Source organism: Candidatus Pseudothioglobus sp. Uisw_086 (assembly GCF_048085745.1).
In the GTDB taxonomy this organism is placed as follows: domain Bacteria; phylum Pseudomonadota; class Gammaproteobacteria; order PS1; family Pseudothioglobaceae; genus Pseudothioglobus.
On the sequence record NZ_CP159803.1, the window covers coordinates 844797 to 868549 of the forward strand.

Sequence of the window (23753 nt, forward strand, 5' to 3'; positions counted from 1 at the left end):
ATGATCCGCCTGTTTTTATCTTTATGCTCTATTTTGCCTCTGAAGATTAATCATACATTTGGGTCATTAATAGGCAAATTACTTTACATTATTGATTCTGAAGCAAAAAAAGTTTCAACCCAAAATGTTGAAATTTGCTTTCCTGAGCTCAGCCTCAAAGACCAAAATTCTCTTGTTAAGAACGCACTAATTCATACAGGCAAAAATTTAACCGAATCTGGTTTAATTTGGAATCAAAGTTTTTTAAAAAATACCAACTATATTTGTGATTTTAATGGCGAGCATTATTTGGATAATTCAAAAAAAACTATTCTATTGGTGCCCCATATTGGTTGCTGGGAGTTAACAGGTAGGGTTCTTGCTAATTCAAGAAAAGTGACGTTCATGTATAAGCCACTTAAAAGTCAAAAACAAAATGATTATTTATTTAAGCGAAGAAATAAAGGCAATCTGACCATGGCTAGCGCTGATAAAACTGGAATTTTAAAGATTCAACGCGCATTAAAAAATAATGAACTTATTGGGATGTTACCTGATCAAGAGCCAGGACTAGAGGGAGGAATTATGTCTCCATTTTTTAATAAAGAGGCTAACACAATGACCTTGCTTGCTAAAATTGCAAAAAAGAATGATTTACAAGTTCTAATGTGTTGGGCTAAAAGGCTTCCTAAGGGAAGGGGTTATGAGTTAAATCTCGAACCTGTTGAACTTAATTTAAATGGTGATACTTTAGAAGACCATGTTGCATCCATGAACCACTGTATTGAAGATTTAATTAGAAAGATACCAGAGCAGTATATGTGGAGTTATAAGCGATTTAAATCAACGCATTCATACGGCTAATTATCTAAATCTAAATAATTGTTATTTTATTGTCACAAAAATCTTGTCATTATCAATAATGGTATAATTTATCTATGAGAATTTTTGAAGATGTAAGAAGTGTATTTGACCGCGACCCAGCGGCAAGAAATGTATTTGAAATACTTACCTGTTATTCAGGGGTTCAGGCTGTAATTATTTATCGCTTAACCCATTTTTTATGGGGTTATAAACTCTTCTGGCTTGCGCGCTTTATCTCTACTTTTGCGCGCTGGTTTACTGGCATTGAAATTCATCCTGGCGCTGTCATTGGGAGACGCTTTTTTATTGACCATGGCATGGGCGTTGTTATTGGTGAAACTGCTGAGATTGGTGATGACTGCATGATGTATCACGGAGTTACGCTTGGCGGAACCTCTTGGGATAAAGAGAAGCGCCATCCTACATTAAAAGACGGCGTAGTTATTGGGGCGGGTGCAAAAATTCTAGGCCCAATTACGCTGGGTCTTAACGTTCGTGTTGGCTCAAATTCAGTTGTAGTAAGGTCAGTTGATGACAATGACACTGTAGTCGGCATTCCAGGACGCGTCGTTGTTAAGAAGGTTAGCGAGAGCGATACGTTTGATTCTTACGCTGCAAGCTCAAGTGGCCGCTCTAATGACCCAACTATTCAGGCTGTAGATTCTATTATTGAGCGCTTGGCTGAAATCGACAAGAAAATAGCCAATCTGCCTGTTGATTCTAAGCCCATAAAAGAAGACTCATAAATTGTTGAAAATAAGTAATTGTTGAGTGAATTTAATACTTGACTAATTTCGTAGGTTACTAGTATAATTTCCTTGAATTTTTTAATAAACTAACAATGTTATGCAACTAACTACTAAAGGAAGATACGCAGTAACTGCAATGCTTGATCTTGCATCTAATGAGTCGGCTAAACCTGTCACACTGGATATGATTTCTCAAAGGCAAAATATCTCACTTTCTTACTTAGAGCAGCTCTTTGCTAAGCTAAGAAAAGCATCATTGGTTAAAAGTGTTCGAGGTCCAGGCGGCGGTTACCTTTTAAATGTTAACGCTGTGGACGTTACTCTTACACAAATTATTGAAGCTGTTGATGAGAACATAGATTTACGTCGCTGTCACGGCTCAAAAGACTGTTTAAGGGGTAAGCAGTGTTTGTCACATCACTTGTGGTGTGAGGTAAGTGATCAAATAAGAGGGTTTCTGAGTACCAGAAATCTTCAACAGGTCATTGATGATTATAAAATTAATCAAGATATACAATTACATTAATAATTAAGGAATATAAATAATGCTAACTCCAACTTATATGGACTATTCATCTACTACTCCAGTAGATGCTCGTGTTGCTAAAAAAATGGCTAAATTCTTAACAATGGAAGGTGACTTTGGAAATCCAGCTTCACGCTCTCATTTTTATGGATGGCAGGCTGAAAAAGCGGTCGATGAGGCACGCTCACAAGTAGCAGATTTAGTAGGGGCTGATCCAAGAGAGATTGTCTGGACTTCAGGCGCGACTGAGTCAAACAATCTAGCAATCAAAGGTATTGCACACTTTTATGAAAAGCGTGGTAAGCATATTATTACCCTAAAAACTGAACACAAGGCTGTCCTAGATACATGCCGCCAACTTGAAAGAGAGGGTTTTGAGGTTACTTACTTAGATCCATTGCCGAACGGATTGTTAGATATGGATGTTTTTAAGAAAACAATCAGAGAGGATACAATTCTTGCCTCAATTATGCATGTTAATAATGAGATTGGTGTCATCCAGGATTTACAGGCTATTGGTGATATTTGTAGAGAAAATAAGGTATTTTTCCATGTTGATGCTGCTCAATCGGTTGGTAAATTAGAGATAGATTTAGAGTCACTTCCGGTTGATTTGATGAGCTTTTCAGCCCATAAGATATATGGGCCTAAGGGAATGGGAGCGCTTTATGTGTCTCGTAAGCCAAGAGTCAGACTTGAGGCTCAGATGCATGGTGGTGGACATGAGCGCGGAATGAGGTCTGGCACCTTAGCTACCCATCAAATTGTTGGTATTGGTGAGGCTTTTGCAATTGCTAAAGCTGAAATGAAAGATGAAGGTATAAGAGTTCAGAAGCTTCGTGATAGATTGCTTGCTGGATTTTCTGACATGGAGGAGGTTGTTGTTAATGGTGACCTAGACCAACGAATTTCAGGAAATTTGAATATAAGTTTTAACTACGTTGAAGGTGAATCTCTAATGATGGCGATTTCTGATGTAGCGGTTTCTTCTGGCTCTGCTTGCACTTCATCAAGCCTAGAGCCTTCTTATGTGCTCCGAGCTTTAGGGCTTACTGATGAACTGGCACACAGTTCAATTCGTTTCAGTGTTGGTCGATATACAACTGAAAAAGATGTCGATGATGCAATTACACTGGTTCGTGAAAAAGTTCAAAAATTAAGGGATTTATCGCCTCTGTGGGATATGTTTAAGGATGGGGTTGATTTAAGTACGGTTGAATGGGCTGCGCATTAAGTAGAGTAAGCGTTTAAATCAATAAAATATAACGGTATAGAGTAAAATTAAACTTAAATTCGGAGTAATTTATGGCATATGGTAAAAAAGTAATGGATCACTATGAAAACCCACGTAATGTTGGAGTTTTAGATAAGGATGCCGCAAATGTAGGAACAGGAATGGTTGGAGCTCCTGCTTGTGGTGACGTAATGAGATTGCAAATTCAAATAAACGATGAAGGTGTAATCGAAGAGGCTAAATTCAAAACCTATGGATGTGGCTCAGCAATTGCCTCATCATCTCTTTTAACAGAGTGGGTTAAAGGAAAGACGTTGGATGAAGCAGCTCAGATTAAGAACACTGAAATAGTAGAAGAGTTAGAGCTACCTCCCGTAAAGATTCATTGTTCAGTTCTGGCTGAGGATGCAATAAAAGCAGCCATTAATGATTTAAAGAGTAAAGCTAGCTAATAATTATGGCAATAACGTTAACTGAAAAAGCAGCAGAGAGAATGAGCGATTACTTAGCTAATCGAGGCACAGGTGTCGGCGTAAGACTCTCTGTTCAAACGACAGGCTGTTCTGGCCTTGGCTATAACATGGAATTTGTTGATGCAGTTAATGACGATGACACCTTGTTTGATGACAAGGGCGTTAAAGTTATTGTTGATGCTAAAAGCTTAATTTATATAGATGGTACTGAAGTTGATTACCAAAAAGAAGGCCTAAACGAAGGTTTTGAGTTTAACAATCCAAATTCGAAAGCCGAATGTGGTTGTGGTGAATCCTTTACTGTTTAACTCGCTTTCGTTAGTTCTCAAGGTAAAATCCTAATGCAAAATTATTTTGAGTTATTTGATCTTGAAACATCATTCTTTATAGATGATGATCAGCTCAAATCTTCTTATCGAAAAGAAATATCCAGGTTTCACCCGGATAAATACGCTACAAAAAGTGAGCCTGAAAAACTTCAGGCGCTTCAGAATACATCACTTTTAAATGCAGCATTTACATCTCTTAAAACTCCATTAAATCGTGCAACTTATCTGCTTAAGATGCAGGGTTTAGATCCATTTGATGAGAGAGATACAGTAATGAATCATGATTTTTTGATCTCTCAGATTGACTTACGTGAAGAGCTTGAAGTAATTGAGGAAGATCGAGATAGCTTTGGCTTAGAGGGCTTTTTGGAGCGAGTTGATCTTCATATTGAAGAGAATACAGAATCAATTTATAAGGCTTTTGAGCTTAAGAGTGACCTCATTGATATTAAAATGAATGTACGAGAACTCAAGTTTTATGATCAGCTCTATAAAGAAGCTAATAAATTAATGGACGAACTGCTCTAAGGACTTAGTTTATGGCGTTATTACAAATTTCAGAGCCTGGCCAATCCACTGCGCCACACCACCATAATTTGGCTTGTGGTATTGATTTAGGTACAACCAACTCACTAGTAGCTAGCGTAATGAGCGGTGAGACGAAACTGGTTTTAGATCAAAGTGATAGGGCAATCCTTCCATCAGTGGTTTATTGCGGCTCTAAGGATCTTATTGTTGGTCATGAAGCACTTGATTTGGCAATAAAAGACCCAACAAACACAATTCTATCAATTAAGCGTTTTATGGGAATTGGTTATAGTGAAGCAAAAGAAATTAAAAATTTACCCTATGATTTTGAAGATCATAAAGGTAGCGTTTTATTTAAAACTGCAATTGGCAGTCTCTCAGCTATTGAAATTTCAGCAAAAATTCTCTCTACCTTAAAGACTCGCGCCGAAGGAGCTCTTGGCGGTGAGCTAAAAGGTGCGGTAATTACTGTCCCTGCATACTTCAATGATGCACAAAGACAATCTACAAAGGACTCAGCCAAACTTGCAGGAATAAATGTCTTAAGGCTTCTTAATGAGCCAACAGCGGCTGCAATTGCCTACGGCTTGGAGTCAGGTGAAGAGGGTGTTCATGCGGTTTATGATCTCGGTGGTGGCACCTTTGATATATCAATACTAAATTTCACTAAAGGTGTTTTTGAGGTCCTTTCAACGGGCGGTGATTCAAGTCTGGGCGGTGACGATTTTGATAACTTAATTTTTGATGATTGTATCAAGTCACTAAGCCTAACTAATTTAACTGCCTCACAAATTCAAGCAGTTAGACAATTCTCAAAGTCTGCAAAAGAATCGCTTTCAATTAAAGAGACTGCTGAATTTTCTATTGAAGGTGAGCTCTATAAGATTACAAAATCTCATTTTAATGATATGAGTGAGACTCTCATCAAAAGAACGTTACTTCTAACAAAGCGAGCCTTGAGAGATGCTGACGTTAATATATCTGACGTTAAAGAGGTTATTATGGTTGGTGGTTCAACTCGAATGAGCTCAATAAGAGAGCGAGTTGGAGAGGTCTTTAATAGGCCTGTTTTGTGCTCTATTAACCCGGATGAGGTTGTTGCCAAGGGCGCTGCAATTCAGGCAAATATATTGGTTGGTAATAAAAGTAGAGACGATGTATTGCTGCTAGACGTTCTGCCTCTTTCTTTAGGTCTTGAGACTATGGGCGGATTGGTCGAGAAGGTGATTCATAGAAATACCACAATACCAATCACTAGGGCTCAAGAGTTTACGACCTATAAAGATGGCCAAACTGGAATGAGCATTCATGTATTTCAAGGTGAGCGCGAGCTTACAAAAGATTGTAGATCACTCGGACGTTTCGAATTAAAAGGAATTCCTCCAATGGTTGCCGGGCGTGCCCGCATTCTAGTTGAATTTCAAGTGGACGCAGATGGCTTGCTATCAGTTTCAGCTAAGGAGGAAACTTCTGGCGTTAAATCTGAGATAGTTATTAAGCCTTCATTTGGTCTTAGTGACTCCGATATGGAAAAGATGCTCAAGGACTCCGTTGTATTTGCCCAACAAGATATTATCTTAAGGCAGCTTCAAGAGCAGAAGGTTGACGCAACGAGGACAATAGAGGCAATTGATTCAGCTTTAGAGGCTGATAAAATTCTTTTAGATGAAGTGATGCTTAAAAATATCCTGCAATCAAGAGACTATTTATCATCAATAATAGAGTCTGATGATGTGACTCTCATAAAAAATGCAACCTTAGACCTTGAAAAGGTTAGCTCAAAATTTGTTGAGATGAGAATGAATAAGTCAATAATGAGCGCGATGAAAGGTCATAAAATTGATGAATTTAACTAATAACTATAAACTATAAACTATCACTATGCCTCAACTAATTATCCTACCAAATGAAGAATTTTGCCCTGAGGGTATTGTTATTGAAACAAATACGGGAACGAGTGTTTGTAGAGCTTTGCTTGACAACGGTATTGAAATTGAGCATGCCTGTGAAATGTCTAACGCCTGCACAACATGTCATATTTACGTTCGAGAGGGTTTTGACTCAATCGAAGAGTCTGATGAAATCGAAGATGATCTTCTTGATAAAGCCTGGGGGCTTGATCCTGACTCAAGATTATCTTGTCAGGCTATTGTTTCAGATGAAGACTTAGTTATTGAAATACCAAGGTATACGATTAATCAGGTTTCAGAAAATCACTAAACTTTAAAAAGAGGGTACTTATGTTTTTAGATAAAATTAATGACGGTTTTTGGGCTTGTAAGCATACGTGGTCAAAAAGCGCTAATAATACAAAGTGGTGCCTCATTGGCTGCGCTACTGGTGAATTTGCAACATTGGCCTATTTCAGCTACTCTGGTATCACGAGTGACCTCGTTCTTTATAGTACTGTTTGGTACTTATTTGCAGCTCTGCCTCTAATTAATGGCCTAATAACAAGTGTCATCTTGGAAACGATCATTCTTATCAGGTCAAATTTTGATTTTGCGAACGCCTTAAAAACGGCGTTTGGGATGTCTTTTATTTCAATGTTGATGATGGAAGTCGCGATGATGTTTACAGACCTGGTTTTTACAGGCGGCGTCTTGGGCCTAAATTATTTTGCGATCCCTTTAATGCTTTTAGTCGGTTTTTTAGCGCCTTGGCCTTATAATTACTGGCGCTTAAAGAAGTTTAATAAGGCTTGTCACTAACCTCTCCTAATAAAGTGAGAGGTTAGTTAATTTATAATCTCTTACTCAATTGTAATCTTTGGAAAAGCGCCAATTGACTCGCTTTGAAGCGACAATGTTGCAGCAACATTCCTTGCAATTTCCTGATACATCATTGAGACTTTACTCTCTGGATCTTTAGCAACGCTTGGAGTTCCTTCGTCAACATCAGTTCTGATTTCTAGTTTAAGTGGAAGCGCTCCAAGAAACTTCGTGTTAGAGGTAGCCGCCATTCGCTCACCGCCGCCATTACCAAAAATCTCTTCAGCGTGATTACAGTTTGAGCAAATATGAATCGACATGTTTTCAACGATACCTAATATTGGTATATTTACTTTTTCGAACATCGCTAAACCTTTCTGAGCGTCGATAAGTGCTATGTCTTGAGGAGTTGTAACAATGACAGCGCCGCTCACAGGTATTTTTTGAGATAGCGTCAGCTGTGTGTCACCCGTTCCTGGCGGGAGGTCGACAATCATGTAGTCCACATCTTCCCATTCTGTGTTCTTTAAAAGCTGCTCTAAAGCCTGAGTTACCATCGGGCCACGCCATACCATAGGAGAGGCTTCTTCAACTAAAAACCCGATAGACATTGCCTGAATACCATGCGCCAGAACTGGCTTCATATTACCCTCTTTAGACTCTTCGGGCCTAAGATCTTTAACGCCTAGCATGCGCGGCTGAGAGGGGCCATAAATGTCCGCATCAAGGAGCGCAACATTAGCGCCTTCAGACTGAAGAGAAAGCGCAATATTAACAGCAGTCGTTGACTTTCCAACACCGCCCTTGCCTGAGGCAACAGCAATAATATTTTTAACTCCTGGAAGTGCAGGTACTCCGCCTTGAACCGCATAAGCCGCTATTTTTGACTTGATAGAAATGTTTGAGTAATTAACGCCTTCCTTTGAGAGCGCTTCTTCGACTGAACCTTTAAGGTCTTCATGATAGTTAATCGCGGGATATTTAAGCAGTAATTCAACGTTCACTATCTCGTCGTCAATAGATATATTTTTAACATTCTCAGATGAAACAAGGTCTAAGCCTGTATGAACATCGATAACAGTGCTAAGAATTTTTTGTATTGAGTCTTCGGTTAAATTTGTCAATTTGGTGACCTCAGTCGGTAAAATAGCGCTATTTTATCGTACAACTATCTTAGGAATCCTTAATAATATTGGGATTATTGATAACAAATTATGACCAAACGAAGAATACTTGTTACTTCAGCTCTACCTTATGCTAACGGTGAGATTCATTTAGGGCACTTGCTTGAATACATTCAGACAGATATCTGGGTTCGGTTTCAAAAAATGCAGGGTAATGAGTGTCATTATGTGTGCGCGGACGATGCCCACGGAACCCCAATTATGCTCAAGGCAGATGAGATGGGGATTGATCCTGAAGAGTTAATTGCTGGGGTTAGTGAGCGTCACCAGGCAGACTTTAAAGATTTTAATGTTAACTTCAGTCAGTTCCACTCGACACACTCTGAAGAGAACCGTCATTACTCAGAGCTGATCTATTCTCGCCTTAAAGATTCAGGCTTTATTAAGACCCGCGTTATATCTCAGGCCTATGATCCTGAAAAAGAAATGTTTCTGCCAGATCGCTTTATTAAAGGTGGATGCCCTAAGTGCGGCGCTGAGGATCAGTATGGTGATAACTGTGAGGTATGCGGCGCAACCTATTCAACAACAGAGCTTAAGAATGCTAGGTCGGTTGTCTCGGGCGCAGTCCCAATTGAAAAAGAGTCTGAGCACTACTTCTTTGACCTTCCTCAGTTTGAACAGCAATTAAAGGAATGGACTAATGCTGGACACCTCCAGGATGAGGTCAGCAATAAATTAGCCGAGTGGTTTGAGCAAGGCCTTCAGCAGTGGGATATCTCTAGAGACAAGCCTTACTTTGGCTTTCAAATTCCAGGAACTGAGGATAAATATTTTTACGTTTGGCTTGATGCGCCTATTGGCTACATGGCGAGCTTTAAAAAGCTGTGTGACAACAGTGACCTTGAGTTTGATGACTTTTTTGCTAAAGGGTCTGACACTGAGCTTTATCACTTTATTGGGAAAGATATTGTTTACTTCCATGCGCTATTTTGGCCGGCCACATTAATGGGCTCTAACTTTAGAACGCCGAACGCAATCTTTGCGCACGGTTTCTTATCGGTCAATGGTCAGAAGATGAGTAAATCGCGCGGAACCTTTATTCAGGCAAGAACTTATCTTGAAACTCTTAATCCAGAGTGTCTTCGTTATTACTATGCCTATAAGCTATCTGCCAAGATTGATGACATTGACTTAAACCTTGAAGACTTTAAGCAGCGCGTGAATTCAGACATAGTAGGTAAGGTCGTAAACATCGCCTCAAGAAGCGCTTCGTTCGTGGTTAAGAAGTATGATAAAGAGTTGTCCGCTGCATGCATCGAGCAGGAGCTCTACAATGAGTTTGTAGCCGCTGGCCCAGAAATTGCAGCACATTATGAGGCGAGGAACTTTGGTCATGCCATGCGCTCAATTATGAAGCTTGCGGATAAGGCGAATCAGTACATTGATGAGAAGAAACCATGGCAACTTGCGAAAGAAGAGGGTAAGGCGCAAGAGGTACACGAGGTAACGTCTCTAGCGATTAACTTGTTCAGGGTTTTGATGACCTATCTTAAGCCCGTGCTTCCAGAGATGGCTGAGAGTTCAGAGGAGTTCCTTAATATTGACTCACTGAACTGGGAAGACATTAAGAGCCCACTGACAAGTCATCACATCAATAAATTTAAACCGCTTATGACTCGTATTGAAGATGAGCAATTAGAGGCAATGATCGAGTCGTCTAAAGTATAAAATACCAAAAGTTTAGGAGGGGTGGCAGAGTGGTCGATCGCGCCCGCTTGGAAAGCGTGTATACCTCACGGTATCGAGGGTTCGAATCCCTCTCCCTCCACCATATTTAGTTCTTAGTACATCTTACTTTGAGGCCAAAACTTTGCCTTAATATTTTTTCAATAATCAAAAAAATACATTCCAGAGTGATATACTTAATTTTTATGTAAATTAATTTTTTGAACTCAAATAAATGAATGAACAATTTAGAGTTGCTCAAAAAATTGGCCTCATGTTTCGTCCAGGTACTAAGCTACCCAAAGACATAAAAAATTGGGCAATCTCTCAATTACATGCCGATTCTCCAGTACTTGGAATTAGCCGCAAGACTGGAAAAGTTGAGACTTGGCCTCAGTCCATGCAGCCTGACCTTGAAGAACGCGCTAGGCTTTTTAGACTATACAGAGAAAACAAGAAAAAAGAGGAGGAAAGAAAAGATGGCCAAGAGCTTGAGTCAGCAAAGCGAGCGAACAGAGAAGATAACCGCATGGAAAAGAAAGATGAAATGAAATTTGCCCATCGAAACGTCTATGGCAAAGACCAAATCAGAATGCGCTTGATGTCGTTTTGGGCTAACCATTTCACAATTAGCAACAGTAATGGTGCTTGGCAAGTGGTTGGACATGCAATGGAGGAAGCGATTTTAGCCAACTTGAATGGTTCGTTTTCCAATATGTTATACAAAGTAACTACGCATCCTGGGATGTTGGCTTATCTAGACAATATATGGAGTGCTGGAGAGAACTCAAAGCATAACATTTCGTGCAAACTAAAAGTAGATTGCCAGTCAGGCCTAAACGACAATTTGGGAAGGGAGTTGTTGGAGCTTCATACCGTCTCACAAAAGGCAGGTTACAGCGAAAATGACATCAGACAGACGGCAAAAACTTTGGCAGGATGGGGAACATATCTTGGCGATAGTGTAGAAAAATTAAAGAAAAAAGGAGGCACTAAAGACCACTGGGATATGTATAAAACTCGATACGCCGAGCCTGGTAATAAAAAAGTACTGGACAAGGAAATCGTTACAGGCAAGGGTGGACTTCGTCAATTGACTGATTATCTTGCTTCAAACGAATACACGATAATGCATCTTTCAGAAAAACTCTGCCAACACTTTGTAAGCGAAAATCCGCAGAAAAAAGACATTGACTACATTGCTAATTCATGGAGACGTGGAAAAGGCGACCTAGACCAGATACATTCTGCTGTCATTGATCGCGCTATTAATTCTAAAGATGATAAATTTCAGTGGCCTATGATGTGGCTTTTTCAGGTTATAAGGCTTAGTGATGCAACCTTCTTCAAGGGTTGGCAAAATATATATAACTACGATAATGAATTAATGGATGTAGAAGATATATTTGAGGAATTAGGCCAGAGTTTTTGGAGTGATAGGCAACCTGATGGCTATTTGAGTAAAAAAGAGGAATGGTCTTCAGTTGAAATGTTTGAGCGTCGTTTAAGGTTTGCTGATGCTATATACAAAGTTGGAAAACCTAAAACTTCACCAGAAGAAATAATGGACAGGATTGGGGCAAATATGACCACACGTAATCTGGTCGAGAGTGCAGGAGGTGAAAAAGGAAGTCGTTTTGTTGCCTTGATGTGCAGTCCTGAATTGATGGGGTTAAAAAGTGTCTAAATATAAAATATCAAGAAGAGATTTTCTAAAATTTTCTGGAGCTTCGTTGTTTCTTTCAGGCGTTCCTATTTCCGGCTATACGAAAGACAAACCACCTGGAAATATTTCGGTTATCCTTTTGGAAGGTGGAATGGATGGTCTGACTGCTGTCCCACCTTATGGAGATCCAAACCTTATAACAATGAGACAAAAAATAACACCCAAAGGTTTTACGATAATCAACTCATTCTTTGGCCTTCACCCATCACTTCCCAACTTTTCAAGATTAATGGTAAAAAATAATGCCTCGATTGTCCATGCTACCTCTTTTCCTTATGTCAGAAGGTCGCACTTCGAAGGACAAAACTTAATGCAAAGCGGCGGGCTCAGCCCGTTTGCTGAAAAAACAGGCTGGCTGGGTAGGTCGCTTGATCTAGCACAGGTTCCAGGCAAAGCTTTTTCACTTGACATGCCTTTAATTCTCAGAGGAAATAAAGATATCGATAATTTTTACCCTGCAAGCATTAGAAACTCAACTCTAAAGAGTGATTTAATTAATCTAATCTCAATGTCTCATAGTAAAGATGAAGCTGAAATTTTTTCCAAGCTTAGTAAAAAAAGCACAAAGGCGTCACTAGTTCCAAGAAACCCCGTCAGTTTGGCTGAATATGCTGGCAAAGAGATGTCCAAAGAAAATGGCCCTGTCGCTTCTGTAATACGCGTAGGCACATTTGACACACACGCCAATCAGGTCTCAGATGATGGTAATGATAGGAATGATAATCATGCCATGCAACTGGAGGTACTCGACGACGTCATTGCTGGCTTCCGTGAAGGTCTTGGAGATGCTTGGGATAGAAGCATAATACTAACTTTGACAGAGTTTGGCAGAACTGTGGCTGTCAACGGTACAATGGGAACTGATCATGGTTATGGAAGTGTTGGCCTTCTAGCAGGTGGTACTATTTCAAAAAGCCGCATCTTAACACAATGGCCAGGGCTAAGTAAAAAAGAACAATTTGAAGGTAGAGATTTGATGGCTACATTAGATTACCGTTCAGTTTGTGCTGCATGCATTGAAAGATCATTAGGGCTCGAACACGATAGAATCGCGAGTGAGATTTTTTTCACTCCTAAGTTGCCTCGTGTCTATGACTATATTTTTTCGTAAAAGCTTTTTATCTCTTTGAATAAACTAAGCGCTATTCATATTTAATACCTTATGAATATTAAATATTGTCGATTATCTTTTGCGTCATTTGTTCAAACTGTTCTTCACTAATAATCCCTGAATCTAATAGTGCTTTTACTTCTTTAATCTTTGAAATATAGTCATCTTCTCCCAAATCTCCTGGTGTTGACTTATCTGCTGCTGTTTCAGACGAAACTTTGGCTTCTGGAGATACTATAGGTACTGGTGGCACACCTCCACAAGTGTATACAAAATAAAAACCATCATCAGAAATACTCTTTGTTGGTTCACCACCATCAGGACAATTTTTACTCGGGGGTGGTGCAGGAGGATCTTCAGAAGAATCTTCAGGGGCATAAGAAGTGCCACTATAACCTGCAGTCGAGAGGAAGGATAGAATTAAAAGGAGAAGTAGTCTTTTCATAGAAGTACCAAATTCAAATTTAATTAGAAATAGAATACCATGATTATTTATAACTCATTTGATATATTGCAAATTGAACTATTATCCAAACCTCCTCCGATGTGTGAAGTAGGTTATTATTAATAGTTAGCCGAGCTCAATGAGCCCCGTAACTTCAAACTCTGAATGTATATGAGAAGGATAGTAGGTATATTTAATTAGCATTAAATTATTAAATAAATAATTTATTTTTTGAGTAGATTAGTGAGGAGAATTTACACCATTAATTGATATATCCTTATAAAGAAAGGCTGTAGGTGCGTGATTAGTCGAAACTTACACCCTCCACTTCAGTATCGATTAATTGTTTTTCTTTAATCTGATAAATCCTTATAAGTAGAGGAAAAAGCTTCAATTGCTTTATCTAAATCACCTTTAGTATGTCCAGCTGATATTTGTACTCTGATTCTTGCTTTGCCTTTTGGCACTACAGGAAAGAAAAAACCAATTGCATAAATCCCCTTTTTTAGAAGTTTGACTGACATCTTTTGTGCTAATTTGGCATCACCTAACATGACTGGAACAATTGGATGAACGCCATCATCTACATTAAAGCCTGCTTCTTGCATACCTTGACGAAAGTAATGCGTATTTTTTTCTAGATGATCTCTCAGTTCTGTAGAGTTTGAGAGCATCTCTAGTACTTTAATCGAGGCTGCACATATCGAAGGCGCGACAGTATTTGAAAATAAATAGGGTCTGGAGCCTTGCCTTAACATATCAATGATTTCTTGACGACCTGAGGTGAAGCCACCCGAGCCACCACCAAGCGCTTTGCCAAAGGTTCCAGTAATAATATCAACACGGTCAATCACATCACAATATTCATGAACTCCACGGCCTGTCTTTCCTATAAAGCCAGTCGCATGACAGTCATCATGATGGACCATAGCATCATACTTATCAGCCAAATCACATATTTTGTTGAGCTGCGCAATAGTGCCATCCATCGAAAAGACACCGTCAGTTGTAATTAGAATACGTCTAGCTCCACTCTCTTTAGCTTCAAGTAGGTTTGCTTCAAGATCGCTCATATCATTGTGCTTATAACGAAATCGAGCGGCCTTACAAAGACGAACACCATCAATGATTGAAGCATGGTTGAGTTCATCAGATATAACCGCATCATCCTTAGATAAAATTGTTTCAAAGAGTCCTGTATTGGCATCAAAACAAGCTGCATAGAGAATCGTATCTTCCATGCCAAGAAATTCACTTACCTTGTGTTCAAGTTTTTTATGGATGCTCTGAGTACCGCAAATAAAGCGGACAGATGACAAGCCAAAACCCCAATCACTGAAACTATCTTTGGCTGCTTGAATTACCTCAGAATGGTTTGCTAAACCAAGATAATTGTTCGCGCACATATTGATCACATCAGTGCCACCTTCAAGTGTAATTTGATTTTTTTGATCAGATGCAATGACGCGTTCAGTTTTCCATAAACTTGCCTCTTTAATGGCATTTAAATCTTTTTCTAAGCTCACTTTTGCACTTTTAAAACTCATTAAAATCCCTTAAATTAATCTTCCCAATTGAGGATGACTTTGCCAGATTGGCCTGAACACATTACATCAAAACCCTTCTGGAAGTCTTTGTAGTGGTAATGGTGGGTAATAATTTTTTCAAGTGGGAGCCCACTTTGTACCATCATAGAGCCTTTGTACCAAGTCTCAAAAATCTCACGACCATAAATACCTTTTATATGTAACCCTTTGAATACAACCAAGTCCCAATCAATACCAGAACCCGAAGGCATGATGGCCAGCATTGCTACCTTGCCGCCATTAATCATTTTATTAAGCATCTCCCCAAATGCCTGAGGAGAACCTGACATTTCAAAGCCAACATCAAAGCCTTCAAAAATACCTAAACTTTCCATTAATTCTTTCGTGATTTGATTTTTTTCTACATTAACAGTGATTACTTTTGGTAAGATTTCTTTAACTAAATTAAGGCGATATTCATTTAAATCAGTAATTACTATATTACGAGCACCACTATGAGCAGCAACCATTGCAGCCATAATTCCAATTGGACCTGCGCCAGTTATTAAAATATCCTCTCCCACCATATCAAATGAAAGTGCGGTATGAACTGCATTCCCATAAGGGTCGAAACAGGCTAGTAAGTCCGCTGAAATTTTGACACTTGGTTTAAATACATTTTCTGCTGGAACCGATACATACTCTGCAAAAGACCCGTTTCGATTAACTCCAATCCCAACAGTATTAGGACACAGGTGTTTGCGTCCACCTAGGCAGTTACGGCATCGATTGCAAACTATATGACCCTCAGCAGAAACCAGATCACCAACCTTTAATCCAACAACACTTTCACCTAACTCAGCTATAACTCCAGCGAATTCATGACCTGTTGTCATTGGCACAGATATGGTTTTTTTTGCCCATGCATCCCAATTATAAATATGTATGTCAGTACCACAAATTGCAGTTTTGTGAACTTTGACGAGCACATCGTTACTGCTTACCTCTGGCATGGGTACTTCTTCAAGCCAAATCCCTTTCTCTGAGTGGCTTTTAACTAATGCTTTCACAATACAATCCTTAGTTGTTTAAAAAAATATTAGTGAGTAGAATTTATATCAATAATTGATATATCATTTTATAGAAAGGGGCTATAGACGTTTAGTTGATTCTCAAATTCTAGATTATAAATAGTTCTTATTTAATTAGTCTATAAGTGGTAAGAGTTTATCGATAGATTCTTTTGCATCCCCGTAGAACATTCTTGCATTCTCTTTAAAGAATAATGGATTTTCTATTCCAGAATATCCTGTTCCCTGACCCCGTTTGGAGACAAATACTTGTTTAGCCTTCCAGCATTCTAATACAGGCATGCCTGCAATTGGGCTGTTTGGGTCTTCTTGAGCAGCTGGATTCACAATATCATTAGATCCAATTACAATAGCCACATCGGTATCTGGGAAGTCATCATTAATCTCCTCCATCTCCATAACGATGTCATAAGGTACCCGTGCCTCTGCTAGAAGCACATTCATATGACCTGGCAAGCGACCAGCTACTGGATGGATTGCAAAGCGAACATTTTTTCCCTGAGCTATTAACTTACGCGCTAATTCAGACACTGATTGTTGAGCTTGGGCAACAGCCATACCATAACCTGGGATTATTACGATACTTTCAGCTTCATTTAATACAGAGGCAACACCATCTACATCAATAGAAACCTGCTCTCCATTAATCTGCATTTGAGGGCCAGATGAACCACCAAAGCCACCAAGGATTACGCTCACAAAGGACCGATTCATGGCTTTACACATGATGTAGGATAAAATAGCGCCTGATGATCCTACTAAAGCTCCAACAACAATCAAAAGGTCATTACCAAGACTAAATCCAATCGCAGCAGCAGCCCAACCTGAATATGAATTCAGCATCGATACAACTACCGGCATATCTGCACCACCAATACCCATGATAAGGTGGTAACCAATAAATAAAGCCATGACCATCAGAATGATCATCGACAATAACTCACCAGAATTTAAATACCAAGCTACAGACAATACTGACACTATAGCTGCAGTTGCATTAAGAAAGTGACCCCCAGGAAGTTTGATAGCTTCTGAAGTTACTTTTCCAGCTAGCTTGCTATAAGCAATCACTGAGCCTGTAAAAGTAACAGCACCAATCCAGATACCCAAAGCTGTCTCAACACGAAGAATGTTTATCTCTACAACTGACTTTTTAGCAAGTAGCCCTGAAAACCCTCCTAACATTTTCTTGGCAGTATCATCCATAGAAGCAATATTGACAAGTTCAAAATGAGTGTTAAAGCCCACAAATACCGCGGCAAGACCAACCAAAGCATGCATACCAGCGACTAACTCTGGCATTTCAGTCATTCCTACTTTCGACGCTAAAAGGTAACCTATCAAACCACCTGCTGCAATCAGAGCCAGTGAGAGCCACCAATGCCCTAATCCAGGGCCTAGTAGGGTGGCAGATACAGCTAAGGCCATTCCAGTAATACCATACCAGACGGCACGTTTTGCGCTTTCCTGACCAGAGAGCCCACCAAGTGATAGAATAAATAACACCGCTGCAAGAACATAAACAGCAGAAGTAAACCCTATTTCCATGACGCCAGCCTCATTAAGATTTCTGGAACATGGCAAGCATGCGCCTCGTTACAAGGAAACCACCAAATATATTGATACCAGCAAAAAACACTGATATCGCAGCAAGAATCATGACTATAGAGCTGGATGAGTTTATCTGAAGTATTGCTCCCAATATTATGATTGATGAAATCGCATTGGTCACAGCCATTAGTGGCGTATGAAGAGAGTGGCTAACATTCCAAATCACTTGAAAACCAACAAAAACAGATAAGATAAAAACAATAAAGTGCTGCATAAAACTTGCTGGTGCATAGCTTCCAACTAAGAATAACAATGTGCCTCCAACTAAAAGTAATATCACTTGGTTTTTAGTCTGTTTTTTAAAGGCTACAACCTCATCAGCTCGAACCTCTTCAGGGGTTTTATCTGGAACCCTTGCTTTTTGAATCGTGGCAATAGCCTGTACTTTTGGAGGCGGAGGAGGAAAAGTAATCTCTCCATTATGAATGACCGTTGCGCCGCGGATGACATCATCCTCCATATCATGAGCTATCACTCCATCTTTATTGGGAGTCAAATCTTCAATCATGTGGCGAATATTACTGGCATAAAGAGTGCTCGCCTGAGCCGCCATCCGGCTTGGAAAATCTGTATAACCAATAATAATCACGCCATTATCTGTAATAATGCGCTCATCAATAACAGTAAGCTTGCAATTTCCACCCTTTTCAGCGGCGAGATCCACTATCACTGATCCTGGTTTCATACTGGCAACCATATCCTTAGTCCAAAGCTCAGGGGCTTCTCGATTAGGAATCAAAGCAGTAGTGATAACAATATCCATGTCAGGTGCAATCTCTCGGAACTTAGCTAATTGAGCGTTAGTAAATTCAGGCGAAGATACAGCAGCATAACCTCCAGTTGAGGAGTTATTGGATTGTTCATCTGCAAAATCTAAGAAAACAAATTCAGCGCCCATAGACTCTACCTGCTCGGCAACTTCTGGGCGAACATCAAATGCATAGGTGATAGCCCCAAGAGAGGTAGAAGTGCCAATTGCTGCAAGTCCAGCAACACCGGCGCCAACTACTAAGACCTTTGCTGGTGGTACTTTACCAGCCGCTGTCATCTGGCCAGTAAAAAAACGGCCAAAGTTGTTACCCGCCTCAATCACTGCGCGATAGCCTGAAATATTGGCCATAGAAGATAATGCATCCATTTTTTGAGCGCGACTAATGCGTGGCACCATATCCATGGCGATAACGCTAGCCTCTTTAGATTTAGCCGTTTCCATTAACGCTTCATTAGCGCTTGGATAGAAAAAAGATATAAGTATCTTGGAGGATGAAAGTTTTTTGATTTCAGATTCACTTGGCGGCTGAACCTTAACAATCACATCACTTGCCTTTATAAGCGCTTCACCAGATTTGCAGATCTCAACGCCAACATCTTCATATTGCTTATCAATAAAGCCAGCTGCAATACCAGCTCCCGTTTCGACTAGGCACTCATGACTAAGCTTTTTTAGCTTAATTGCACTATCTGGAGTTAAGGCAACACGCCGTTCACCTGAAGAGGTTTCTTTAAGAGCGCCAATTTTCATAATTTTCGTCCTTCTATGACGCGGCCTTTCACCGTATTAAAACTTTGCAAATACATTACCAAATATTAAATTTCATAACTGGCAGTGCATTTCATTTTTTATATTTAAATATTATAACATACTATCAATAATAGATATATATGTTTACATATATATGATAATAATAGTTGTCATAGTTAATTGAATTAAAAATTCGTTATACTAATCTGAGTCAATAGGAAAATAAAGATGTTTTTGATAAATGAATTTTAGTTGAATAAATTGAAGATTATTAGAGCGATAAACTTAAAAATATTATGGTTTAATCTACCCCATAAATACAAAAGAGAGCAAAGATTTGTCTAGTCCCAACATAATTAATCACCTTTCCCGGGCTTTTCAGAAAATAGATGCATCTTTCCATCTGGAAAATTATCCGGGTGATATTTTTCATGCTCAGGGTCTGGACCACTATTTTCAGTAATGACTGGCCAATTCATGTCAGTGCTGTATTTTCTATTGAACTCTAACCATTTAACGCCAACAGGGTCAGTATCAGGCAATATAGCCTCAACTGGACACTCTGGGACGCAGACATCACAATCAATACACTCATCTGGGTTAATAACTAGTGTGTTTTCACCTTCGTAGAAACAATCTACTGGACACACCTCAACACAATCTAGGTGCTTACATTTAATACAACCATCGGTTACTACGTAGGCCATTTGACTTCATCCAAATAATAGAAACTAAAAATATAACTCTGTGTTAATTTGAACACATTCTATTAAGAATAAAAACATGAAATACAACAAACATCAAAAAGAGTACAATTAAGGAGTAATAGCTTTACTTCAATTAGCTGAGAGAACTATGAAAAAACAGAATGAAGAACTAAAAACCAAGAAGAAAAAGAAATTATCATTGCAAGAAAAAGCAATAATGGCTACCAATGCAAGGTCTGAAGAGTCAGACACTCATAATTCTGACTGGAATCCCGGCTCACTAAGTAGATTGGATAAGGCTTTAAAAGAAGAGAGTTAATATTTATTTGCAGGGTGATTAATTAAAAAACCATTGCACCACTTTAGATCTATATTGATTTAAAATGACTCGCCGTATCAATTACCTTAAATACCTTTGTAAATGAATTCCTTGATTATTAAATTACAAGATCGACTTAATGGGCTTTTCCCTGGCCTAATTGTTGTTGGGACAATAGCCGCAGCAGCAGGATTTCTAAGCCTTCACTACAAAGCACCAGTGATGCTCTTTGCACTCCTTATTGGTATTGCCTTTAACTTTCTAGCAACCGATGAGCGCTGCGCTCCAGGCATAGAGTTTTCAAGTAAAAAAATTCTTCGCTTTGGTGTCGCATTATTAGGCTTTAGAGTTACGCTTGATCAAATTTTAGGTCTTGGTACGAATGTACTTTTACTTGTTCCTATACTTGTGCTTTCGTCAATTGCAATTAGTTGGTTCATCGCGAAGTTAATGGGTAGGCGTTATCTTTTTGGACTTTTAACTGCGTGCGCTGTCTCAATTTGCGGCGCAGCTGCAGCGCTCGCTGTTGCTTCCGTCCTCCCTAATTGGAAAGAAAGACATCGTGACACTTTATTCGTCGTTGTATGCGTAACAGGGCTCTCAACCTTTGCGATGATTGCCTATCCTATTTTGTTTTCAGTAGGGGGCTTCAGTGACGTTGAGATTGGAATCCTTATTGGTGCAACCATCCATGATGTTGCCCAGGTAGTCGGTGCTGGCTATGCTGTGTCTAATGAGACTGGTGATGTGGCTACCTTTATTAAGCTACTGAGAATTTCAATGCTACCGTTCATCGTAATTATTATTGCACTTTTATTAAAGGGCGATGATGAGCTTGGAACTATTAGTCCTAAAGCTTTTCCTTGGTTTGCTCTTGGCTTTGCCTTATGCTTAATTGTAAATAGCATCGGATTCATACCTCAGATCCTAACGGGGTTTCTTGCCGATGTCTCCCAATGGTTTTTAGTGTTCGCTATTGCAGGGCTCGGCGTTTCCACATCACTTAAGTCAATGATGGAGCTAGGCGGAAAATCAATAGCGCTTATGGTCTTACAAACTGTCGCGTTACTTGGTATTGCAATTCTCGCTGTGTCAACCGACTTCATCTAACAAAGGAGAAAAAATGAAGGTTATAGAGGTTTTAGATGCTGAATTGGTTTTGGTGGATTTAGAGGTGAATTTAGGAAGTAAAAAGCAAAACAGCCCAACGCTTTGTGCTCGTTACAACGGAAAAATTATTCCCTTAAGCACGCCAGATGGGAGGCCAATCCTAATGAAAGAAGATAACGCTATAGAAGGGGACTCAGTAGTTAAATAAATCACTCTGACTTGACTTAGGCAAACTTGGCTTTGATTAGTGTCCACATGCGGCCATCGATTGTAATCAAACCAAATCCAATAAGGCCCATACCCACAAAGTGTATTCTCTCTAAGCTTTCATTGAGCACCAGCACTCCAAGTAAAATTGCAGAAATTGGAACTAAAAAGCTTACCAAAGATAAATTGATTGCCCCAGCTGAGCCAAGAATTTTGAAATACATTACATAGGCAAGGGCGGTCGATATAACTGCAAGAGCAAACACTGAAAATAGTGACTCGAAAGATGCTGCGCTAACATCTGGGATTCCGTCCATGCCGAGCGCAATTGGGATCATGACTAGGGATGATGCGGCTGTTTGACCGGCCGCTATGACAATTGGATTAACTCCCATCTTTTTGAAACGCCTACCAAATGTTCCTGCAAAAGAATACGAAATTCCAGCTAAAAGAATAGCGAGCTGTGCGAGCGTTTTTCCAGTCTCTATTTTTTCAGGAAAGCCAATCATTATCGATACCCCAATAAAACCAATCACCACGCCTATAACCTTCCTTGAGCTTACTTTCTCATCTGGCAGAAAAAGTCCTGCCATAATTACAGCAAAGAAGGGCACAGCTGAATTAAAGATAGATGCAAGGCCTGCATCAATCTGAGTCTGACCCCAGGTAATTAATGAGAAGGGAATGGCGTTATTGAGTATTCCCATTATTAAAAATGATAGCCACAACTTAAGTGAGAATGGCACATGGAGTTTTGTATAAAGCACGATTGTCCACAGCAGAATTGTTGCAATAGACACTCTCAAGGCCACTATAGTAAGCGCTGAAAAATCTTGTAGGGCAATTTCAACAAAGAAAAATGAGCCACCCCAAAAAATTGATAAAACAACTAGCATCAGCCACTCTCTAGTGGCCATTGAAGTTTCTATGTTTGATGTCATAAAAAAAAGCAGCTATCAGTTAAGATTTGTCCTAGTTTTTTTTACTTTAATTGGCATAACAGATATCCATTTGTTATTTAGTAGGTTTTTAACGCTTGTCTTATTGAATAAAAATTACCAACGGCTATGAATATCAGCCTTAATAAGATCATCATAAACAGCATTAATAGCAGGCAGTAAAGATGAGATTTCTTTAAGATCTGATGCTTTTAGATTCATTAGGGCCTGTGATTTGTTTTTTGCTCCTGGGATAACAACACTAACTTCATCGTGCATTAAGATCCACTTTAAAGCCAAGTCTGCTAATGAATAATTATCTGGAATTAAACTTTTTAGTCGTTCAACAGCTTCTAGTCCTTTCTTGAAGCTTACCCCAGAGAAGGTCTCACCAACATCAAAAGCATCACCATTAATGTTGTAGTTTCGATGATCATTTGAAGGAAATTTTGATTTTAAATTCATTTTTCCAGTCAAAAGACCACTCGCAAGAGGTACTCTTGCAATAATTCCAACGTCTCTCTTTGCGGCCTCTTTAAAAAATATTTCAGCAGGTTTTTGTCTAAATATATTGAATATAATTTGAATGCTTTTCACATTTGGAAATTGTATTGCATCCATAGCCTCGGAGACTTTTTCGACGCTAACACCATAGTTGGCTATTTTTCCGAGCTTAACGAACTCATCCATCATTTCATAGGTTTCTTTTTTAGGACAGATTTCGCCTGGAGGACAATGTAATTGAAGCAGGTCAATACAATCTACCCTTAAGTTGATTAGAGATCTATCAATAAATTTTTCAATGTTTTTGAAGTTGTACCCTTCAGGAGTATGAGGGTTTAAGCGTCTTCCAGATTTTGTCGCAACAAATATTTTTTCTGACGTGGAATTTATAAGCTCACCAACAAACTTTTCACTTCTTCCATCCCCATAAACATCTGCAGTATCAAAAAAATTTACCCCATTGTCAAGAGAGGTTTTTAACACTTCTCTCGCATCTTTAGGTGATACTTCTCCCCACTCAGAACCGATAGCCCAACAACCTAAGCCAATTTCTGATGTTTTCCATCCAGTATCTGAAAAATCTCTGTATTTCATTTTTATTTGAAGCCTATTAAAACTACTTTTTACCACTAATAACTTTTTACTATATATTTTTAATTCAACTCAAGTACTACAGAGTTGTTAATTAATA

Annotated in this window: 25 protein-coding genes and 1 tRNA gene; 17 read left to right on the forward strand and 9 right to left on the reverse strand. The window is 39.2% G+C overall.

All coding sequences use genetic code 11. The features are described 5' to 3' along the window. From ABXT49_RS04210 to ABXT49_RS04255, 10 genes are all read left to right on the forward strand, one after another. Complete coding sequence (locus ABXT49_RS04210) at positions 1-843, forward strand: lysophospholipid acyltransferase family protein (protein WP_416653479.1); 843 nt, start codon at positions 1-3, stop codon at positions 841-843. Positions 844-917: 74 nt separating this feature from the next. Next, positions 918-1589, forward strand: coding sequence for a serine O-acetyltransferase (gene cysE, locus ABXT49_RS04215; protein WP_416653480.1), 672 nt, complete (start codon positions 918-920; stop codon positions 1587-1589). A 100-nt stretch (positions 1590-1689) separates the two neighbouring features. Further along, complete coding sequence (locus tag ABXT49_RS04220; protein WP_271541747.1) at positions 1690-2118, forward strand: Rrf2 family transcriptional regulator; 429 nt, start codon at positions 1690-1692, stop codon at positions 2116-2118. Between the two features lie 19 nt (positions 2119-2137). Next, positions 2138-3352 (forward strand): IscS subfamily cysteine desulfurase, encoded by a 1215-nt coding sequence (locus tag ABXT49_RS04225; RefSeq protein ID WP_416653481.1) that lies wholly within the window; start codon positions 2138-2140, stop codon positions 3350-3352. 71 nt (positions 3353-3423) lie between these two features. Next, on the forward strand, positions 3424-3804 hold the full coding sequence (gene iscU / locus ABXT49_RS04230) for a Fe-S cluster assembly scaffold IscU (protein ID WP_271541743.1): 381 nt from the start codon (positions 3424-3426) through the stop codon (positions 3802-3804). A gap of 5 nt (positions 3805-3809) precedes the next feature. Then, on the forward strand, positions 3810-4133 hold the full coding sequence (gene iscA, locus ABXT49_RS04235; RefSeq protein ID WP_271541741.1) for an iron-sulfur cluster assembly protein IscA: 324 nt from the start codon (positions 3810-3812) through the stop codon (positions 4131-4133). A gap of 33 nt (positions 4134-4166) precedes the next feature. After that, complete coding sequence (gene hscB, locus ABXT49_RS04240) at positions 4167-4682, forward strand: Fe-S protein assembly co-chaperone HscB (protein ID WP_416653482.1); 516 nt, start codon at positions 4167-4169, stop codon at positions 4680-4682. An 11-nt stretch (positions 4683-4693) separates the two neighbouring features. Then, a complete protein-coding gene (hscA, locus tag ABXT49_RS04245; protein WP_416653483.1) occupies positions 4694-6538 on the forward strand; it encodes a Fe-S protein assembly chaperone HscA in 1845 nt (614 codons plus the stop codon). A 25-nt stretch (positions 6539-6563) separates the two neighbouring features. Further along, positions 6564-6902: an ISC system 2Fe-2S type ferredoxin gene (fdx, locus tag ABXT49_RS04250; protein ID WP_416653484.1), complete on the forward strand. Its 339-nt coding sequence runs from the start codon at positions 6564-6566 to the stop codon at positions 6900-6902. A gap of 20 nt (positions 6903-6922) precedes the next feature. Beyond that, the gene (locus ABXT49_RS04255) at positions 6923-7393 is read left to right on the forward strand and encodes a DUF4396 domain-containing protein (protein ID WP_416653485.1); all 471 of its coding nucleotides are present in this window, start codon (positions 6923-6925) and stop codon (positions 7391-7393) included. Between the two features lie 41 nt (positions 7394-7434). On the opposite strand, the gene apbC is transcribed toward ABXT49_RS04255, so the two are convergent. Next, entirely contained in the window at positions 7435-8517 is a 1083-nt protein-coding gene (gene apbC, locus ABXT49_RS04260; protein WP_416653486.1) for an iron-sulfur cluster carrier protein ApbC, read from the reverse strand. A gap of 90 nt (positions 8518-8607) precedes the next feature. Here apbC and metG point away from each other — a divergent pair, with 90 nt between their 5' ends. From metG to ABXT49_RS04280, 4 genes are all read left to right on the forward strand, one after another. Continuing rightward, the gene (gene metG, locus ABXT49_RS04265) at positions 8608-10248 is read left to right on the forward strand and encodes a methionine--tRNA ligase (protein ID WP_416653487.1); all 1641 of its coding nucleotides are present in this window, start codon (positions 8608-8610) and stop codon (positions 10246-10248) included. 15 nt (positions 10249-10263) lie between these two features. Then, positions 10264-10351: transfer RNA gene (locus ABXT49_RS04270), tRNA-Ser, on the forward strand. Between the two features lie 129 nt (positions 10352-10480). After that, positions 10481-11932, forward strand: coding sequence for a DUF1800 family protein (locus ABXT49_RS04275; RefSeq protein ID WP_416653488.1), 1452 nt, complete (start codon positions 10481-10483; stop codon positions 11930-11932). Continuing rightward, the gene (locus tag ABXT49_RS04280) at positions 11925-13082 is read left to right on the forward strand and encodes a DUF1501 domain-containing protein (RefSeq protein WP_416653489.1); all 1158 of its coding nucleotides are present in this window, start codon (positions 11925-11927) and stop codon (positions 13080-13082) included. Before ABXT49_RS04275 ends, ABXT49_RS04280 begins: the two co-directional genes overlap by 8 nt. A 58-nt stretch (positions 13083-13140) precedes the next feature. Here the strand turns inward: ABXT49_RS04280 and ABXT49_RS04285 are convergent, their stop codons facing one another. From ABXT49_RS04285 to fdxA, 6 genes are all read right to left on the reverse strand, one after another. Further along, entirely contained in the window at positions 13141-13527 is a 387-nt protein-coding gene (locus ABXT49_RS04285; RefSeq protein WP_416653490.1) for an SHOCT domain-containing protein, read from the reverse strand. Between the two features lie 353 nt (positions 13528-13880). Continuing rightward, the gene (gene kbl, locus ABXT49_RS04290) at positions 13881-15074 is read right to left on the reverse strand and encodes a glycine C-acetyltransferase (protein ID WP_416653491.1); all 1194 of its coding nucleotides are present in this window, start codon (positions 15072-15074) and stop codon (positions 13881-13883) included. 14 nt (positions 15075-15088) lie between these two features. After that, entirely contained in the window at positions 15089-16123 is a 1035-nt protein-coding gene (gene tdh, locus ABXT49_RS04295; RefSeq protein WP_416653492.1) for an L-threonine 3-dehydrogenase, read from the reverse strand. Between the two features lie 135 nt (positions 16124-16258). After that, positions 16259-17692 carry an NAD(P)(+) transhydrogenase (Re/Si-specific) subunit beta gene (locus ABXT49_RS04300; protein ID WP_416653524.1) on the reverse strand — a complete coding sequence of 478 codons (1434 nt, stop codon included), beginning with the start codon at positions 17690-17692 and terminating at the stop codon, positions 16259-16261. Positions 17693-17705: 13 nt separating this feature from the next. Then, positions 17706-19277 (reverse strand): Re/Si-specific NAD(P)(+) transhydrogenase subunit alpha, encoded by a 1572-nt coding sequence (locus tag ABXT49_RS04305; protein WP_416653493.1) that lies wholly within the window; start codon positions 19275-19277, stop codon positions 17706-17708. Between the two features lie 356 nt (positions 19278-19633). After that, positions 19634-19984, reverse strand: coding sequence for a ferredoxin FdxA (fdxA, locus tag ABXT49_RS04310; RefSeq protein ID WP_271541719.1), 351 nt, complete (start codon positions 19982-19984; stop codon positions 19634-19636). A gap of 148 nt (positions 19985-20132) precedes the next feature. Between fdxA and ABXT49_RS04315 the strand changes: the two genes are divergently transcribed. The 3 genes from ABXT49_RS04315 to ABXT49_RS04325 all read left to right on the forward strand — a co-directional run bounded on the left by ABXT49_RS04315 (position 20133) and on the right by ABXT49_RS04325 (position 21621). Next, positions 20133-20303, forward strand: a complete 171-nt coding sequence (locus tag ABXT49_RS04315) for a hypothetical protein (protein WP_416653494.1) — start codon at positions 20133-20135, stop codon at positions 20301-20303. 102 nt (positions 20304-20405) lie between these two features. Next, a complete protein-coding gene (locus ABXT49_RS04320) occupies positions 20406-21413 on the forward strand; it encodes a YeiH family protein (RefSeq protein WP_416653495.1) in 1008 nt (335 codons plus the stop codon). A gap of 13 nt (positions 21414-21426) precedes the next feature. After that, a complete protein-coding gene (locus ABXT49_RS04325; protein ID WP_271541713.1) occupies positions 21427-21621 on the forward strand; it encodes a hypothetical protein in 195 nt (64 codons plus the stop codon). Between the two features lie 16 nt (positions 21622-21637). Here the strand turns inward: ABXT49_RS04325 and ABXT49_RS04330 are convergent, their stop codons facing one another. After that, on the reverse strand, positions 21638-22561 hold the full coding sequence (locus ABXT49_RS04330) for a DMT family transporter (RefSeq protein WP_416653496.1): 924 nt from the start codon (positions 22559-22561) through the stop codon (positions 21638-21640). 114 nt (positions 22562-22675) lie between these two features. Further along, complete coding sequence (locus ABXT49_RS04335; RefSeq protein WP_416653497.1) at positions 22676-23656, reverse strand: aldo/keto reductase; 981 nt, start codon at positions 23654-23656, stop codon at positions 22676-22678. Between the last annotated feature and the right edge of the window lie 97 nt (positions 23657-23753).

Excerpts from the sequence above, each read along its gene's own strand:
- ABXT49_RS04210 (WP_416653479.1), top strand. The coding sequence starts at position 1 with ATGATCCGCCTGTTTTTATCTTTATGCTCTATTTTGCCTCTGAAGATT.
- cysE (WP_416653480.1), top strand. The coding sequence starts at position 918 with ATGAGAATTTTTGAAGATGTAAGAAGTGTATTTGACCGCGACCCAGCG.
- ABXT49_RS04220 (WP_271541747.1), top strand. The coding sequence starts at position 1,690 with ATGCAACTAACTACTAAAGGAAGATACGCAGTAACTGCAATGCTTGAT.
- ABXT49_RS04225 (WP_416653481.1), top strand. The coding sequence starts at position 2,138 with ATGCTAACTCCAACTTATATGGACTATTCATCTACTACTCCAGTAGAT.
- iscU (WP_271541743.1), top strand. The coding sequence starts at position 3,424 with ATGGCATATGGTAAAAAAGTAATGGATCACTATGAAAACCCACGTAAT.
- iscA (WP_271541741.1), top strand. The coding sequence starts at position 3,810 with ATGGCAATAACGTTAACTGAAAAAGCAGCAGAGAGAATGAGCGATTAC.
- hscB (WP_416653482.1), top strand. The coding sequence starts at position 4,167 with ATGCAAAATTATTTTGAGTTATTTGATCTTGAAACATCATTCTTTATA.
- hscA (WP_416653483.1), top strand. The coding sequence starts at position 4,694 with ATGGCGTTATTACAAATTTCAGAGCCTGGCCAATCCACTGCGCCACAC.
- fdx (WP_416653484.1), top strand. The coding sequence starts at position 6,564 with ATGCCTCAACTAATTATCCTACCAAATGAAGAATTTTGCCCTGAGGGT.
- ABXT49_RS04255 (WP_416653485.1), top strand. The coding sequence starts at position 6,923 with ATGTTTTTAGATAAAATTAATGACGGTTTTTGGGCTTGTAAGCATACG.
- metG (WP_416653487.1), top strand. The coding sequence starts at position 8,608 with ATGACCAAACGAAGAATACTTGTTACTTCAGCTCTACCTTATGCTAAC.
- ABXT49_RS04275 (WP_416653488.1), top strand. The coding sequence starts at position 10,481 with ATGAATGAACAATTTAGAGTTGCTCAAAAAATTGGCCTCATGTTTCGT.
- ABXT49_RS04285 (WP_416653490.1), bottom strand. The coding sequence starts at position 13,527 with ATGAAAAGACTACTTCTCCTTTTAATTCTATCCTTCCTCTCGACTGCA.
- kbl (WP_416653491.1), bottom strand. The coding sequence starts at position 15,074 with ATGAGTTTTAAAAGTGCAAAAGTGAGCTTAGAAAAAGATTTAAATGCC.
- ABXT49_RS04300 (WP_416653524.1), bottom strand. The coding sequence starts at position 17,692 with ATGGAAATAGGGTTTACTTCTGCTGTTTATGTTCTTGCAGCGGTGTTA.
- ABXT49_RS04305 (WP_416653493.1), bottom strand. The coding sequence starts at position 19,277 with ATGAAAATTGGCGCTCTTAAAGAAACCTCTTCAGGTGAACGGCGTGTT.
- fdxA (WP_271541719.1), bottom strand. The coding sequence starts at position 19,984 with ATGGCCTACGTAGTAACCGATGGTTGTATTAAATGTAAGCACCTAGAT.
- ABXT49_RS04315 (WP_416653494.1), top strand. The coding sequence starts at position 20,133 with ATGAAAAAACAGAATGAAGAACTAAAAACCAAGAAGAAAAAGAAATTA.
- ABXT49_RS04320 (WP_416653495.1), top strand. The coding sequence starts at position 20,406 with ATGAATTCCTTGATTATTAAATTACAAGATCGACTTAATGGGCTTTTC.
- ABXT49_RS04325 (WP_271541713.1), top strand. The coding sequence starts at position 21,427 with ATGAAGGTTATAGAGGTTTTAGATGCTGAATTGGTTTTGGTGGATTTA.
- ABXT49_RS04330 (WP_416653496.1), bottom strand. The coding sequence starts at position 22,561 with ATGACATCAAACATAGAAACTTCAATGGCCACTAGAGAGTGGCTGATG.
- ABXT49_RS04335 (WP_416653497.1), bottom strand. The coding sequence starts at position 23,656 with ATGAAATACAGAGATTTTTCAGATACTGGATGGAAAACATCAGAAATT.